Origin of the sequence: Thioalkalivibrio sp. ALE31 (genome assembly GCF_000377405.1) — a bacterium.
Lineage (GTDB): Bacteria > Pseudomonadota > Gammaproteobacteria > Ectothiorhodospirales > Ectothiorhodospiraceae > Thioalkalivibrio.
In genome coordinates this window covers 293,119-308,454 of the sequence record NZ_KB905020.1, presented here as the reverse complement: position 1 = coordinate 308,454, position 15,336 = coordinate 293,119, and the positions used below count along the sequence as shown (strand labels likewise).

The following is a 15,336-nucleotide window of genomic DNA, read 5'->3' as shown; positions in this document are numbered from 1 at the left end:
GCCGTACAGGACAGGACATGCAGCTTTGTGGTTTTGAAGTCGGCCTCGACCGGCCCTTTTTTCTGATTGCCGGACCCTGCGTCATCGAGTCCGAGGCCATGGCGCTGGAGACGGCCGGGGCCCTGAAGGCGATGGCGGATGACCTGGGCATCCCGTTCATCTACAAGTCGTCGTTCGACAAGGCCAACCGGTCGTCCACCCGGAGCTTCCGCGGCCTGGGCATGGCCGAGGGTCTGCGCATCCTCGACAAGGTGAAATCGGAGATCGGCGTGCCGGTACTGACTGACGTGCACGAGGACACGGCGCTGGACGAGGTCGCCAGCGTAGTGGATGTATTGCAGACGCCGGCGTTCCTCTGCCGTCAGACCAACTTCATCCAGAATGTGGCGCGCCAGGGGCGTCCGGTGAATATCAAGAAGGGCCAGTTCCTCGCACCCTGGGACATGGGCAATGTCGTCGACAAGGCGCGCGAGGCGGGCAATGACCAGATCATGGTCTGCGAGCGCGGGGTTTCGTTCGGCTACAACACCCTGATCTCCGACATGCGCGGCCTGGCCCAGATGCGCCAGACCGGCTGCCCGGTAGTCTTCGACGCGACCCATTCGGTGCAGCAGCCGGGTGGGCAGGGCGCGTCCTCCGGTGGCCAGCGCGAGTTCGTACCGGTGCTCGCGCGCTCCGCGGTGGCGGCCGGGGTCTCCGGGCTGTTCATGGAGACCCACCCGGATCCCGAGAGGGCCCTGTCGGATGGCCCCAATGCGTGGCCGCTGCCAAAGATGGCCGAGCTGCTGCAGACGCTGAAGGCGCTGGACGCCGCGACCAAGGCGCAGCCGTTCGCGGAGGCGGAATACGGCCTCGGCTGACCCCGGATTTTTCGATAATGCGTCCCGGGCGGCTCCGTCCGGGCGGGTACTTTTCAAGGAGAGAGCATGTCCCAGATTGCGGAGATTCACGCCCGCGAGATCATCGACTCCCGGGGCAACCCGACGGTCGAGGCCGATGTTGTCCTGGATTCCGGCGCCATGGGGCGCGCGGCGGTCCCGTCCGGTGCCTCCACGGGGGCCCGCGAGGCCCTGGAGCTGCGCGATGACGAGAAGCGCTACGGGGGCAAGGGCGTACTGAAGGCGGTGAGCCACGTGAACGGCGAGATCCGCGACGCGCTGCGCGGCATGGAGCTCGACCAGACCGCGGTGGATCGCCGCATGCTGGAACTGGACGGCACCGAGAACAAGTCGCGCCTGGGGGCGAACGCCCTGCTGGCCGTCTCCATGGCGACCTCGCATGCCCTCGCGGCCGATCGCGAGCAGCCGCTGTTCGAGACGCTGGGCGGGGAAGACGCCACGCTGCTGCCGGTGCCGATGATGAACATCATCAATGGCGGGGCCCACGCGGACAACAGCGTGGATATGCAGGAGTTCATGATCCTGCCGGTGGGCGCGGACTCGGTGCGCGAGGCGGTGCGCTACGGCGCCGAGGTCTTCCATGCGCTGAAGAAGGTCCTGGCCAAGCGCGGCCTGGCCACGGCGGTGGGCGACGAGGGTGGCTTCGCCCCCGATCTGCCGTCCAATTCCGCGGCGATCGAGGTGATCCTGGAGGCCATCCACAATGCCGGCTTCAAGGCGGGCGAGGACATCTGGATCGGCCTCGACTGCGCCAGCTCCGAGTTCTACCGCGACGGCCGCTACCACCTGGACTCCGAGGGCAAGGCCTTCTCGGCGGACGAATTCTCCGACTATCTCGCGCACTGGGTGGACCAGTACCCGATCCTGACCATCGAGGACGGGATGGCCGAGGATGACTGGGATGGCTGGAAGACCCTGACCGAGCGCCTGGGCAAGCGCGTGCAGCTGGTGGGCGACGACCTGTTCGTCACCAATACGCGCATCCTGCAGGAAGGCATCGACAAGGACATCGCGAACTCCATCCTGATCAAGCTCAACCAGATCGGCACCGTCACCGAGACGCTGGAAGCGATCGAACTGGCGCGCAAGGCCAACTACACAGCGGTGATCTCGCACCGCTCGGGCGAGACCGAGGACGTCACCATCGCGGATCTGGCGGTTGCCACTCGAGCCGGCCAGATCAAAACCGGTTCGCTGTCGCGTTCCGACCGGGTGGCCAAGTACAACCAGCTGATCCGGATCGAGGAACACCTGGGGAGCCGGGCCAGCTACCCGGGTATGTCGGCGTTCACCTTCGGGCGCTGAGGCGGTTGCGGGGCGGCCGTGTCGAGGATGCAGTCCGCAGCCTGCGGCGCGGTTCCTGTCCCGGGGCGTCCGGGCCTCGTAGAATGCCGGGCATGCCGGCCACTCGTAAAAGCCCTCGTTCCGTTGTACCCGCGCTCGGCGCGGTGCGCGGGCGAGGGCTTTTCTTTGGGTTCAAGTCGATGGAGTGCGGGTGATGCGCGGCCTGCTGATCGGGCTGGCGCTTGTGCTGCTGGCACTGCAATGGCCCCTGTGGCTGGGCGAGGGGAGCTGGCGCGACGTGCGCGACCTGCGCGAGCAGGTCGAGCGCCAGCGGGCCTCGAACGCCGAACTGGAGCAGCGCAATCAGGCCCTGGAGGCGGAGGTGCGAGACCTGCGCGGCGGAACCGAGGCGGTGGAAGAACGGGCCCGGCGCGACCTGGGGATGATCCGCGAGGACGAGGTCTTCTTCTTCGTGGTGGGCGAGGACGAACCCGTCACGCTGGACATCGAGCCGCTCCCCGGATCGGCCGGGCAGACCGAGCCCGGTCCCGACTCGCGGGTGCCCGAGGAGGCCGAGCCGGCCACCGACACCCTGCCACCGGAGGATCCCTTTGATGGCTGACACCGGGGGCGCAGCGGCGCGCGAACCGGCCTTCTGGGCACTGATCCCGGCGGCCGGCATTGGCCGGCGCATGGGGTCCGACCGTCCCAAGCAGTACCTGACGCTGGGTTCGCGGACGATCCTGTCGCATACCCTCTCGATCTTCCTCGAGCATCCGCGCATTCGCGGCGTGGTGCTGGTGCTGGGACCCGACGTGGATCCCGACGCCCTGGATCTGCCGCTGGCCGGTGGGCGGCTGTTCCGTGCCGCCGGCGGAGCGGAGCGGGTGGATTCCGTGCAGAACGGCCTGGATTTCCTGGCCGAACGGGCGCACGAGGACGACTGGGTGCTGGTCCATGATGCAGCCCGTCCCTGTCTGCCGCAGGCGGATGTGGACCGCCTGCTGCGTGAGTTGCGGGATGACGCGGTGGGCGGGTTGCTGGCCAGCCCCAGTACCGACACCATCAAGTGGAGCGATGGCGGCGGCCGCGTGGAGCGGACGCTGGACCGGGAGCGGGTCTGGCGCGCCCTGACCCCACAGATGTTCCGGCTGGGGATGCTGCGAGAAGCGAATGCGCGCGCACGCGATGCGGGTCATGCGGTGACTGACGAGGCCAGCGCGATCGAGTTTCTGGGGCAGGCCCCGCGGCTGATCGAGGGTTCGGCGATGAATATCAAGATCACGCGGGCGGAAGATCTGGAGCTGGCCCGTCTCTACCTGATGCAGCAGGGCCGGCTGGAAGGACGGTTCAGCGCATGAGCGGGTTGCGCATCGGCCAGGGCTTCGACGTGCACGCCTTCGGTGAAGGGGATCATCTGGTCCTCGGCGGCGTGCATATCCCGTTCGAGCGTGGCTTCGTCGCGCATTCGGACGGCGACGTGCTGCTGCATGCGGTCTGCGATGCCCTGCTCGGCGCCGCCGCCCTGGGTGACATTGGACGACACTTTCCGGATACCGATCCCGCATTTCGCGGCGCGGACAGCCGCGTCCTGCTGCGGGAGGTCCTCCAGCGTGTTGCGGCGGCCGGCTGGCGCCCGGTCAACATCGACTCCACCGTGATCGCGCAGGCGCCAAAGCTGGCGCCGCACGTCCCCGCCATGCGCGATCATATCGCCGCGGATACCGGCCTGGTGCCCGAGGCCGTCAGCGTGAAGGCCACGACGACCGAACATCTCGGGTTCACCGGGCGCAAGGAGGGCGTGGCGGCGCAGGCAATCGTGCTGCTGGAACCGGCCTCGGGGATGCTGCGGGTATGACCGGGGCCGGGCGCGGAACTGCGGGAGTCCTGGGCCTGCATCACGCCAGCCTGGTTATTGCGGACGTTCAGGCCGCGCGCGAGTTCTACGGGCACCACCTTGGGCTGGCGCCGCTGGAGCGGCCCGAACTCGGGTTTCCGGGGCTGTGGTACGACCTCGGCAACGGCCAGGCCCTGCACCTGCTGCGGGTGCCGAACCCGGACCCGACCGAGCGTGCGGTACGGTGTGGGCAGGACCGCCACCTGGCGCTGCGCGTGGATGAGCTGGAGACCTTCGCCGCGCGGCTGGAGGCCGCGGGGTTTGCGGTGGAACGCAGCCGCTCCGGCCGCCCCGCGGCATTCGTGCGGGATCCCGACGGCAACGCCATCGAGCTGATCGAGGACGGTGCCTGAATCGGCCAGAGAGAGTCCCCTCATGAGCGACGCGCGCTACATCCTCGCCCTGGACCAGGGCACCACCAGTTGCCGGGCCATCCTGTTCGATCGCGCGGGCGCGATCGTCGGCGTGGCGCAGAAGGATTTCGCCCAGATCTATCCGCAGCCCGGCTGGGTGGAACACGACCCGATGGAGATCTGGGGTACCCAGATCGGCGTGGCGCGCGAAGTACTGGAGACGCGCGGCATCAAGCCCTCCCGACTGGCGGCGATCGGCATCACCAATCAGCGCGAGACCACGGTGGTATGGGACCGCGCCACGGGGGAGCCGATCGCCAATGCGATCGTGTGGCAGGACCGGCGTACCGCCGCGTTCTGCGACGGACTGAAGGCGCAGGGCCTCGAGGGCCTGCTGCGCGAGCGTACCGGTCTGGTCGTGGATGCCTATTTCTCGGCCAGCAAGCTGCGCTGGCTCCTGGATCACGTGGATGGGGCGCGCGAGCGCGCGGAACGGGGCGAACTCGCCTTTGGCACCGTGGACAGCTGGCTGATCTGGAACCTCACCCGCGGGGAACGTCACGTGACCGATGTGACGAATGCCGCGCGCACCCAGCTGTTCAACATTCACACCCTGGAATGGGATTCCGATCTGCTGGAGCGGTTCGAGGTCCCTCCCGCGATGCTGCCCGAGGTGGTGGACTCCAGTGGCGTGCTGGGCGTGACCGGCGCCGAGATGTTCGGTGGTGCGGAGGTGCCGATCGCCGGCGTGGCGGGGGACCAGCATGCGGCCCTGTTCGGCCAGGGCTGTTTCGAGCCCGGCATGGCCAAGAACACCTACGGGACTGGCTGTTTTCTGCTGATGAACACGGGCGATACGCCGGTGGAGTCCCGATCCGGCTTGCTCACCACCCTCGCGTGGTCGCTGGACGGCCGGGTGGAATACGCGCTGGAGGGTTCGATCTTTATCGCCGGGGCCGCGATCCAGTGGCTGCGCGACGAGCTCCACCTGATCGACGCGGCCGAGGATTCCGAGTACTACGCGGGCAAGGTGGCGGACGCCGACGGGGTCTACGTGGTGCCCGCGTTCGCCGGGCTGGGTGCGCCGTACTGGGACATGTACGCGCGCGGCGCCATCTTCGGCCTGACCCGTGGAACGCGCAAGGAGCACATCACCCGCGCTACGCTGGATGCGCTGGCCTATCAGACACGCGATGTGATCGATGCCATGGCGCAGGACGCCGGGATCGGGCTGAAGGCCCTGCGGGTCGACGGCGGGGCCGTGGCCAACAACGTGATGATGCAGTTTCAGGCGGACATGCTCGGGGTGCGGGTGGAGCGCCCGGCGGTGACCGAATCGACCGCGCTGGGGGCCGCCTGGCTCGCGGGGCTGGGGGTCGGCTTCTGGACCCGTGACGAGTTGGTGCAGAAGGGTGGGCTGGACCGGGTGTTCGAGCCGCAGATGGACGCGGCCACGCGGGAACAGTACTACCGCGGCTGGAAGAAGGCCGTGAAGCGCACGATGGGCTGGGCGCGCGAGGACGACAGCGACTCGACGCCGTAGCGGGTGATGGTCTGGGGCCTTGCCGACGCGGGTTGGGGCTTCGCCGCCAAGGCGGCTCCCACAGGGGGCTGCAGGTAGAGTGATGCCTGCGACAGGCAGCCCGGCCCAGATCACTGTGGGAGCGGGCTTGCCCGCGAAGCCCCTGCCAGGCTCGAATTGGGCCCGGGGCTCAGTCCATGCTGGCCGGTTCGGCGGCGAGCTGGCCGGACTGGTAGTCGCTGATGGCCTGTTCGATCTCGTCGGAGGTGTTCATCACGAAGGGGCCGTAATGCGCGATCGGTTCGCCCAGCGGCCGCCCCTTGAACAGCAGCACGCGGGCATCCTGCTGGGCGATCAGGTGGATCTGGGTCTGGCCGCTCCACACACCCATCTGGCCGGTCTGCAGGCCGATGAGCTCGCCGTCGAACACATAGGCCAGCACGCGGTCCTCGAGCTGCACGGCGAGCGACAGGCGATAGCCGGCGGGCAGCGTCAGGTCGGCCATCGCGGCGCCTTCGCCAATCTGCGCCAGCGGGCCCTCGGTATCCCCGGCACTGGTCTGCCAGGATCCGGCAATGGCCTTGAAACGCAGCGGGTCGTCGTCTTCCGGCAGGTGGCGCATTGCGTCGGCGTGCACGTCGCGATAACGCGGCGGGTCCATCTTGCGCCGGGCGGGCAGGTTTACCCACAGCTGGAAGCCGTGCAGGCCCTCGCTGTCGAGCAGGGGCATCTCGGAGTGGATCACACCGCGGCCGGCGCTCATCCACTGGGCCTCGCCGGCCTCCACGCGGCCCTGGTTGCCCATGGAGTCCTCGTGCGTCAGGCCGCCATGGACCAGATAGGTCAGGGTCTCGAAGCCGCGATGCGGGTGGGCGGGAAAGCCGCCGATGTAGTCCTCGCGCGCGCTCGCTTTGAGCTCGTCCAGCATCAGGAAGGGGTCCAGCCCGCCACGAAAGTCATGGATGCGCCGAATCTTCACCCCGGCCCCGTCCTGGGTGGGATGGGAGGTCTTCACGCTGTCCGGCGGTGTCGGGTTCATGGCGTTCTCCTTCGCAACAGGTCTGCACCATACCGACCATGAAACGAAAAGAAAATTGCATCGTTTCCCGTCATGGGGCCTTTTGTCAGGCGGTGGACAGATCCCAGGAATCGGCAAACGCCTCCAGGCTCTCGATGAAATCGGGATCGTGTTCCTGACGGTTGATGGTCAGGTGCAGGACGACGGCCTGCGGGTCGGGCGGGTGCCCGGTGGTCAGCGTCCAGGCCAGGCCGTTGGGGCAGTCGGGCAGGGACAGGCGCACGCCACCGTTGATGACCTCGCGGTGCACCCGGAACTCGCCCCACAGGCAGTAGACCACGCCGGCATCGGGACCGTCGTCCTGGATCAGCGTGTCGATGGCATCACTGTGAGCGGGCAGGGCGGGGACGTTCAGCCGCCGCTGCAAGGTTTCGGCATCCAGGGTCGCGGGCAGATTGCGGAAGAATTCCATGGCGGTCACTCGTTGCGCGGCAGGAACACGGGCAGGCCGTCGACCTCGCCTACGCTCAGGCGCTGGTTGTAGAGGCGTTCCAGGGCACTGGGCACGAGCATGGTGGCGGTCGGGCCCCAGCATGCCTGGCCGTCGGGGAACAGCAGGAGCAGATGGTCGCAGTAGCGCGCGGCCAGGTTGACGTCGTGCAGGACCAGTACGGCGGCCCGGTGCGCCTGGGCAACGATGCCCTGCACGCGGTTCAGCACGGCGACCTGGTGATGCAGGTCCAGCTGACTGGTGGGCTCGTCCAGCAGGAGCAGGCTGGGGTCCTGGGTCAGCACGGTGGCGATGGCCAGACGCTGCCGCTCGCCCCCGGAGAGCGTGTCCACCATGCGGTGCTCCAGGTCGGAGAGGTCCATCTCCGCCAGGGCGGCCCGGGCGCGGGCGTAATCCTCGGAGGTCTCGATGTCCCAGGGGCGCAGGTAGGGGTGCCGACCGATCAGCGCGGTCTCCAGCACCGTCGCGGGGAAGCCGTCGTGGTGGGTCTGGAAGACCAGGCCGATGCGCCGCGCCAGTTCCGCGCGGGGCAGGCGGGTGATTGCCTGGCCACGGACCTCGATGGTGCCGGCGCGTGCGGTCCGCAGGCCGGCGAGCGTTTGCAGCAGCGTGCTCTTGCCCGCGCCGTTGGGCCCCAGGATGCCCCAGCACTGCCCGGGGTCGACGGTCAGTTCCAGCGGGGCGCCGGGTGCGCGCCCCGGGATGTCGATCACCAGGTCGCGGGTGGCAAGCAGCGTATCCGGGCCCGGCTTCTGGTGGACGCTGCGCGCGCCCAGGCCCGGGGCTTCATGCGGCCGGCTGTGGGCGGGTGCGGTGGGAGAGCTGGGTGCCATCAGCGGCTCCGGTACAGCAGGAACAGGAACACGGGGACCCCCAGCATCGCGGTGATTACGCCGACCGGCAACTGCTCCGGAGCGATCATGGTGCGGGCGAGGGTGTCGGCCAGCGTCAGCAGGATGCCGCCGCCCAGCGCGGAGGCCGGCAGGATCACGCGCTGGTCGTTGCCGAAGACCAGGCGCAGCATGTGCGGCACGATCAGCCCGACAAAGCCGACCGCGCCGACCTGCATGACCGCGGTCGCGGTGATCAGCGCGGCGGCGACATAGATGCTCCATTCCACCGGGCGCACCGCCACCCCGAGTGCAGCGGCCTGCATCGGGCCGCGCGCGAGCACGTTCAGCGTGCGGCCCAGCGGCAGGGCGAGGAACACGACCAGCACCAGCAGGATCCAGGCGGGATAGGGGTTGCGGGCATGGGACACATCGCCCATCAGCCAGTACAGCATGCCCGGAAGCTCGGCCGTCGGGCTGACTGCGAGCAGGAAACTGATCATGGCGCCCCAGCCCGCCGCGACCACCACGCCCGTCAGAAGCAGGCGCGTGGGGGTCCAGCTGCCGGTACCGTGCGCCAGGCCGAACACGATCACCGTGGACAGGAGGGCACCGGCGAACGCGGCCAGCGAGACGGAGAACATCGACAGGCCCGCGAGCATCGCCAGCAGGGCGCCGACGGAGGCGCCGCCAGAGAGGCCCAGCACGTAGGGATCGGCCAGCGGGTTGCGCAGCAGCACCTGCATCAGCGCGCCGGCCAGACCCAGCAACCCGCCTGCGGCGAAGGCCGCCAGGGCGCGCGGCAGGCGCAGCTCCAGCACCAGCGTGTCGTGCAGGCGGCTGCCCTCGCCGAGCATCACCGCCAGCAGGTCGCCGGGCGCGATCGCGACACTGCCGAAGGCCAGCGCGATCAGCACCGCCAGCAGCGACGCCGGCAGCAGGACTGCGGCGGCAAGGAGGAAGGCGCGGGTCACGAGGGGTCAGTCCGCCCGGCGCAGGCGCGCCCGCTCGAGCTCCTCGCACATCAGGCGGGTGCCCTCGGCGATGCGCGGGGTATGGCGCTGCAGCAGGGACGGCGGGATGAAGAACAGGTTGTCGCGCTGGACCGCGGTCATGTCCTCCCATTGCGTCCAGGCCAGGACCCAGTCGGGGCGATCCTCGCCCATGCCGCCGCCAATGATGACCTCCGGATCGGCCTCGATGACCGCCTCGCGATCCATGCGCGGGACCAGGCGATCCAGGTGGCCGAATACGTTTACCCCGCCGCACAGGCGGATCGCCTCGCTGATCAGGTGGTCGTCGTTCACCGTCATCAGGGGCTGTTCCCACACCTGATAGAACAGGCGTACCGGGTCGCGTTCGGCGTAGTCCTGGCGCAGGGTGTCGATCGCCTCCTCGAAGCTTCGCACCGCCTCGTCGCCCTGCGTCTCGGTGCCGGCGAGCTGGGCCATGCGGCGCATGCTGGCGGCCACGCCGTCGAAGCTGCGGGGCTCCGACACGTAGACGTGGAAGCCGAGCTCGCGCAGGTGTTCGATCTGGGATTGCGAGTTTCCGCTGCGCCAGGCAACGACCAGGTCCGGATCCAGTTGCACGACGCGCTCCATGTCGATGCGGCTGTAGCCGCCCACCCGGGGGAGCATCTCCGCCTCCGGCGGGAAGTCGCTGTGCTGAGTGGCGCCCACCAGCTTGTCGCCGGCGCCGACGGCGAACAGCACCTCGGTGATGTGCGGCGCGAGACTGACGATGCGCTCGGCGGGCTGTTCGAGCCGGACCTCGTGACCGTCATCGTCGGTTACCGAGACCGGTCCGGCCAGTGCCGGCGCCGTGCACAGGAACATCGCGAGGAACATCGCGGGGTTACGTCCGAAGGCCTTGAAGTCCATTGAATATCCGATGGTTGTGTCATGCTTTTGAGGTTGATTAGACGGTGGGTGCAATACCGCGCGCAAGCCGCAAAAGCGTTTCATCATAGCAGCATGGGCAAGATGGTTTGGTGCCCAAATTGGTCGGGGGCGCGCCGAACGCGTATCATACGGCGGCTTGAATCAGGTGCCTGCACTGCGCAGGTGAAACGGGAAGCCGGTGCAAATCCGGTGCTGCCCCCGCAACGGTAAGTGAGCGGCGAACCACACCGCAGGCTTGGCCACTGTGCCCCCACGGGTCACGGGAAGGCGTCTGTGGCATCGGCAGCCGCCGACGCTCGCAAGCCCGGAGACCGGCCTGGTGATGACGCATCCTGCGATCGTGCGGCGGGCAACGATCGAGGGCACGGGCACCATCTGCGGTGCCCGTTCCTTCGTGGTTTCGCCGTGCCGTCGCCCCGACGGAAACGCATGACGAACCCAGACCCCAAACCGACAGCAGAGCATCCGAACGCGTTCGCCTCGGCCGAGCGCGAGGCGGTTTATCGCGTGATCGGGGAACGCCGCGACATGCGCCATTTCCGTCCGGATCCGGTGGATGGCTCTACGCTGCGCCGGCTGCTGGAGGCCGCCCACCGCGCGCCCAGCGTCGGGTACATGCAGCCCTGGCGCTTCCTGCGGGTAACCGACCCGGCGCTGCGCGAGGCCCTGCATGCCCACGCCGCGGACGAGCAGGCCCGCACCGCCGAGGCCTGCGGGGAGCGCGCGGCGGAGGTGCACCGCCTGAAGCTGGAAGGGATCCGCGAGGCGGGGGAGTTGCTGGTGGTGGCCCTGACCGACGGCCGTGAACGCTATGTGCTGGGGCGCCGTACGCTACCCGAGATGGACCTGTGCTCGGCGGCCTGCGCGATTCAGAACCTGTGGCTGGCGGCCCGCGCGGAGGGGCTGGGCATGGGCTGGGTCTCGCTGTTCGATCCGGACTGGCTGGCGCGGCAGCTGGACATGCCGGAGGGCGGCTATCCGATCGCGGTGCTGTGCCTCGGCCATGTGGAGCGTTTCTACGACCGGCCAATGCTGGAGACCGCGGGCTGGGATCGCCGGCGGCCCCTGGAAGAACTGGTCTTTCAGGATCGCTGGGGCGTGCCCGGCGAGCTGGCGGCCGCCCCGGATGCGGCAGGCGCCGGAAACGGGGCGGACGAACGGACCGGATCCGACAGCGCATGAGCGCTTTCCTGATCCTGATAGGCGCCCTGATCCTCGATCGCTTGTTCGGCGATCCGCGGCGATTCCACCCGCTGGCCGGGTTCGGTCGGCTGGCGGCCTGGGCCGAGGCGCGCTGGCATGCGCCCAGTCGCCTGCGCGGGGCGTTGCTGCTCGCGGCGCTGGTCCTGCCATGGGTGGCGCTGGCCGCTCTGGGGGCGTCGCTGGCGTGGGGCTGGCTGCTGTCGCTGGCGATCCTGACCCTGGCGATCGGCTGGCGCAGCCTGGACGAACACGCCGAGGTGGTCGCGCGGGCCCTGGAGACGGATGATTTGCACGGTGCCCGCACGGGCGTGGGGATGCTGGTCAGTCGGGACACGGAGGCCCTGGACGTGCGCGGGGTGAGCGGGGCGACCATCGAGTCGGTCCTGGAGAACGGCAACGATGCGCTGTTTGCCACGATCTTCTGGTTCCTGGTCGCCGGGGCACCGGGCGTGGTGGCCTACCGGCTGGTCAATACCCTTGATGCGATGTGGGGGTACCGTAACGAGCGGTATGCCACGTTCGGCTGGGCGGCCGCGCGGCTGGATGACGCCATGAACCTGATCCCGGCGCGTCTGACGGCCCTGGCCTATGCCCTGGCGGGGCGCGGTCGGGACGCATTGCAGTGCTGGCGTGAACAGGCCGCCGGCTGGAAGAGCCCGAATGCCGGGCCGGTAATGGCCGCTGGGGCCGGTGCGCTGGGCGTGGTGCTGGGCGGCCCGGCGCCGTATGGCGGCCAGCGCGAGTGGCGCCCGCGCCTGGGCATGGGCCATCTGGCCGATGCCGCGGGCATTCGTCGGGCGGTGGCGCTGGTGGACCGGGCGCTGGCGATCTGGATGGCATTCATCGTGGTGGGGGTGATTGTCGTTGTCCTGTTCTGATCCGAAAACGGCTCCCATGCCCGAACCCCAGGCGCTCGTGCAGGTGCACGGGGGTGGCGTGCGCCAGGCGGCTGCGCGCTACGGCATTCCGGCAAGCGAGTGGCTGGATCTCTCCACCGGCATCAACCCGCATGGCTATCCCGTGGGCGAGGCCCCGCAGCGCGTCTGGGCGCGGCTGCCGGAACTGGACGACGGGCTTGAGGCCGCGGCCGCCGACTATTACGGCACCGCGGCCCTTTTGCCCGTCGCCGGCTCGCAGGCGGCGATCCAGTTGTTGCCGGCGCTGCGGCCGGATACGGCGCGCGTCGGCATCCTCGAGCCCAGCTACAACGAGCACGCCCGGGCCTGGCGCGAGGCCGGACACACGGTGCGCCCGCTGAGTGGCGAGGCGATCGCCGCGGCGCTGCCCGAGCTGGACGTGCTGGTGCTGGTCCACCCGAATAACCCGACGGGGCAGTGCTTCGAGCGTGCGGACCTGCTGGCCTGGCATGCGGAACTGGCCGCGCGTGGAGGCTGGCTGATCGTGGACGAGGCCTTCATGGATGTGACGCCGGGGGCCAGTCTCGCGCAGGAAGCGTCGCGCGAAGGCCTGGTGGTGCTGCGTTCCCTGGGCAAGTTCTTCGGGCTGGCGGGCGCGCGGGTCGGGTTTGTGATCGCCGACGACGCGATGCGCGCGCAGCTGGCCGCCCGTCTGGGTCCATGGGGTCTTGCCGGACCTTCGCGCTGGGTTGCTACTCGGGCGCTGACCGACCGCGCCTGGCAGGCCGAGACACGGAGCCTCCTGCAGGCGCGCGGCCAGCGCCTGGCGGAACGGCTGCGTGCGCACGGGCTGGCGCCCACCGGCGGCACCGCGCTGTTCCAGTGGTGCCGGGTGGATGATCCCGCGGGTTGGCAGGACCATCTGGGCCGGCGGGGCATCCTGGTGCGTCGATTCGATGCGCCTGGGAGTCTTCGCTTTGGCCTGCCGGGTGACGCGGCCGAGTGGCAGCGCCTGGAAGCGGGGCTGCAGCGGGCATGACGGGCACGACGCTGATGGTGCAGGGGACGACCTCGGATGCCGGCAAGAGCGTGCTGGTGGCGGGGCTCGCGCGCGTGCTGTATCGCCGTGGACTGTCGGTGGTGCCGTTCAAGCCGCAGAACATGGCGTTGAACAGCGCCGTGACCGCCGATGGCGGCGAGATTGGCCGGGCCCAGGCCCTGCAGGCCGCCGCCTGCGGCCTGGAACCGCATACGGACATGAATCCCGTACTGCTCAAGCCCAGCTCGGACGAGGGCGCGCAGGTGATCATCCACGGGCGGCCCGCGGCGGAACTGGATGCGCGGGCCTATCACGACTACAAGCCGGTGGCCCGCGAGGCGGTGCTGGCGTCGCACGGGCGCCTGACCGATCAGTACGACCACGTGCTGGTGGAAGGCGCGGGCTCGCCGGCGGAGATCAACCTGCGCGCGGGCGATATCGCCAACATGGGCTTCGCCGAGGCGGTGGACTGCCCGGTGATCCTGGTCGCGGATATCGACCGGGGCGGGGTGTTCGCGCATCTGGTGGGCACGCTGGCGCTTCTGAGCGAGACCGAGCGTGCGCGGGTTCAGGGCTTCGTCATTAACCGCTTTCGCGGCGATATCAGCCTGCTGCAGCCGGGGCTGGACTGGCTGGAACAGGAGACCGGCAAGCCGGTGCTCGGCGTGATTCCGTACCTGCACGGGTTGTATCTCGATGCCGAGGACGCCCTTCCGCGGGAGGCGGTGCCGGAAAAGGCTACGGATGCGCTGAAGGTGGTCGTGCCGGCCCTGCCGCGCATCTCCAACCACACCGATTTCGACCCGCTGCGCCTGCACCCGGCGGTGGATCTGCGGTTTGTCGGGCCCGGCGAGTCGTTGCAGCCGGCGGATCTGGTGATCCTGCCGGGCTCCAAGTCGGTGCGCGACGACCTCGCCTGGCTGCGCGATCAGGGCTGGGAGGCCGCGCTGCAACGGCATGTGCGCTACGGTGGCAAGGTGCTGGGCATTTGTGGGGGCTTCCAGATGCTGGGGCGCGCCGTGCACGACCCCGACGGTGTTGAGGGCCGGCCCGGCTCCACGCCGGGGCTTGGCTGGCTCGATATCGAGACCCGCCTGGCCCCCGAGAAGCGTCTGGAGCGTGTTCACGGGGATCGTGTGCTGGGCCGGGAGGCAGGCGTGGAAGGCTACGAGATTCATGCGGGCATCACGACCGGACCCGGACTGGAGCGGCCGCTTTTGTATCTGGCGCATGGGCCAGATGGCGCATGCAACGAGGACAGCACCGTGGCCGGTACCTACGTGCATGGCGTATTCGACCGTTCGGAGGCCGCCGATGCCCTGCTGCACTGGGCGGGTATGCGGGCCGGTTCGGGACAGGGAGAAGACCTGGCTGCGGCGCGCGAACGCGGTCTTGCACGCCTGGCGGATACCCTGGAGGAACACCTGGACATGAAGCGTGTACTGGCCCTGCTGGGGGCTGTATCCACGGAGCCGGTGGCATGAAGACCCTGGTCCTGGGCGGCGTGCGTTCCGGGAAGAGCCGACTGGCCGAACGCCTGGCGGCGGAATCCGGCCTGCCGGTCACCTATGTCGCCACGGCACGGGCCGACGATGCCGAGATGGCGCGCCGAATCGAACGCCACCGCGCCGACCGCCCCGGCGACTGGGGCCTGGTCGAGGCGGACACGGGGCTGGCCCGGGCACTGGAACAGGCCGCTGGCCCGGGCCAGTGCCTGCTGGTCGATTGCCTGACCCTTTGGCTGACCCAGCTCCTGTGCACCGAGGACGAGGCCCGGATCGAACGCGAGCGCGAGGCCCTGATCGAGACGATTCCGGGCCTGCCGGGCACGCTCGTCTTCGTCTCCAACGAGACGGGGATGGGCATTACCCCCATGGATGCGCTGTCCCGCCGCTTCGCCGACGAGGCCGGCTGGCTGCACCAGCGCCTGGCCCCCGAGATGGACCGCGTGGTCCTCACCGTCGCCGGTCTCCCGCATGTGCTCAAGGGTGACCTTCTGTGATCCGGGGCGGGCTTTGC

The 15,336-nt window shown here is 69.3% G+C and carries 17 protein-coding genes and 1 riboswitch; of the genes, 12 read left to right on the top strand and 5 right to left on the bottom strand.

Translation table 11 applies throughout. The features are described 5' to 3' along the window. The first annotated feature begins 17 nt into the window (after positions 1-17). The 7 genes from kdsA (at position 18) to glpK (ending at position 5,976) form a co-directional block, all read left to right on the top strand. Positions 18-860, top strand: coding sequence for a 3-deoxy-8-phosphooctulonate synthase (kdsA, locus tag D103_RS0101475; protein WP_018875546.1), 843 nt, complete (start codon positions 18-20; stop codon positions 858-860). 66 nt (positions 861-926) lie between these two features. Next, positions 927-2,204 (top strand): phosphopyruvate hydratase, encoded by a 1,278-nt coding sequence (gene eno, locus D103_RS0101470; RefSeq protein ID WP_018866969.1) that lies wholly within the window; start codon positions 927-929, stop codon positions 2,202-2,204. A gap of 193 nt (positions 2,205-2,397) precedes the next feature. Beyond that, positions 2,398-2,805, top strand: coding sequence for a cell division protein FtsB (ftsB, locus tag D103_RS0101465; protein ID WP_018875545.1), 408 nt, complete (start codon positions 2,398-2,400; stop codon positions 2,803-2,805). Further along, positions 2,798-3,544 (top strand): 2-C-methyl-D-erythritol 4-phosphate cytidylyltransferase, encoded by a 747-nt coding sequence (ispD, locus tag D103_RS0101460; RefSeq protein ID WP_018875544.1) that lies wholly within the window; start codon positions 2,798-2,800, stop codon positions 3,542-3,544. The genes ftsB and ispD overlap by 8 nt, the downstream gene beginning before the upstream one ends. After that, positions 3,541-4,041 carry a 2-C-methyl-D-erythritol 2,4-cyclodiphosphate synthase gene (ispF, locus tag D103_RS0101455; RefSeq protein WP_018866966.1) on the top strand — a complete coding sequence of 167 codons (501 nt, stop codon included), beginning with the start codon at positions 3,541-3,543 and terminating at the stop codon, positions 4,039-4,041. Before ispD ends, ispF begins: the two co-directional genes overlap by 4 nt. Further along, a complete protein-coding gene (locus D103_RS0101450; protein WP_018875543.1) occupies positions 4,038-4,433 on the top strand; it encodes a VOC family protein in 396 nt (131 codons plus the stop codon). Before ispF ends, D103_RS0101450 begins: the two co-directional genes overlap by 4 nt. Before the next feature lie 22 nt (positions 4,434-4,455). After that, positions 4,456-5,976: a glycerol kinase GlpK gene (glpK, locus tag D103_RS0101445; RefSeq protein ID WP_018875542.1), complete on the top strand. Its 1,521-nt coding sequence runs from the start codon at positions 4,456-4,458 to the stop codon at positions 5,974-5,976. 169 nt (positions 5,977-6,145) lie between these two features. Here the strand turns inward: glpK and D103_RS0101440 are convergent, their stop codons facing one another. The 5 genes from D103_RS0101440 to D103_RS0101420 form a co-directional block, all read right to left on the bottom strand. Next, complete coding sequence (locus D103_RS0101440) at positions 6,146-6,994, bottom strand: pirin family protein (protein WP_018866963.1); 849 nt, start codon at positions 6,992-6,994, stop codon at positions 6,146-6,148. Positions 6,995-7,079: 85 nt separating this feature from the next. Continuing rightward, on the bottom strand, positions 7,080-7,445 hold the full coding sequence (locus tag D103_RS0101435) for a hypothetical protein (protein ID WP_018875541.1): 366 nt from the start codon (positions 7,443-7,445) through the stop codon (positions 7,080-7,082). Between the two features lie 5 nt (positions 7,446-7,450). Then, complete coding sequence (locus D103_RS0101430) at positions 7,451-8,317, bottom strand: ABC transporter ATP-binding protein (RefSeq protein ID WP_018875540.1); 867 nt, start codon at positions 8,315-8,317, stop codon at positions 7,451-7,453. Further along, positions 8,317-9,288 carry an iron ABC transporter permease gene (locus D103_RS0101425; protein ID WP_018866960.1) on the bottom strand — a complete coding sequence of 324 codons (972 nt, stop codon included), beginning with the start codon at positions 9,286-9,288 and terminating at the stop codon, positions 8,317-8,319. The genes D103_RS0101430 and D103_RS0101425 overlap by 1 nt, the downstream gene beginning before the upstream one ends. 6 nt (positions 9,289-9,294) lie before the next feature. Next, positions 9,295-10,197: a cobalamin-binding protein gene (locus D103_RS0101420; RefSeq protein ID WP_018875539.1), complete on the bottom strand. Its 903-nt coding sequence runs from the start codon at positions 10,195-10,197 to the stop codon at positions 9,295-9,297. Between the two features lie 147 nt (positions 10,198-10,344). Next, positions 10,345-10,553, top strand: a riboswitch (cobalamin riboswitch). Positions 10,554-10,647: 94 nt separating this feature from the next. Here D103_RS0101420 and bluB point away from each other — a divergent pair. Genes bluB through cobU form a run of 5 tightly spaced genes read left to right on the top strand, consistent with a single transcriptional unit; the run spans position 10,648 to position 15,319 of the window. Next, a complete protein-coding gene (bluB, locus tag D103_RS0101415) occupies positions 10,648-11,400 on the top strand; it encodes a 5,6-dimethylbenzimidazole synthase (RefSeq protein ID WP_018875538.1) in 753 nt (250 codons plus the stop codon). Next, positions 11,397-12,299 carry an adenosylcobinamide-phosphate synthase CbiB gene (cbiB, locus tag D103_RS0101410; protein WP_018875537.1) on the top strand — a complete coding sequence of 301 codons (903 nt, stop codon included), beginning with the start codon at positions 11,397-11,399 and terminating at the stop codon, positions 12,297-12,299. The genes bluB and cbiB overlap by 4 nt, the downstream gene beginning before the upstream one ends. 16 nt (positions 12,300-12,315) lie before the next feature. Beyond that, positions 12,316-13,317, top strand: a complete 1,002-nt coding sequence (gene cobD, locus D103_RS0101405; protein ID WP_018875536.1) for a threonine-phosphate decarboxylase CobD — start codon at positions 12,316-12,318, stop codon at positions 13,315-13,317. Beyond that, positions 13,314-14,801 (top strand): cobyric acid synthase, encoded by a 1,488-nt coding sequence (locus tag D103_RS0101400; RefSeq protein ID WP_018875535.1) that lies wholly within the window; start codon positions 13,314-13,316, stop codon positions 14,799-14,801. Before cobD ends, D103_RS0101400 begins: the two co-directional genes overlap by 4 nt. Beyond that, positions 14,798-15,319, top strand: coding sequence for a bifunctional adenosylcobinamide kinase/adenosylcobinamide-phosphate guanylyltransferase (gene cobU / locus D103_RS0101395; protein ID WP_018875534.1), 522 nt, complete (start codon positions 14,798-14,800; stop codon positions 15,317-15,319). Before D103_RS0101400 ends, cobU begins: the two co-directional genes overlap by 4 nt. Positions 15,320-15,336: the final 17 nt, after the last annotated feature.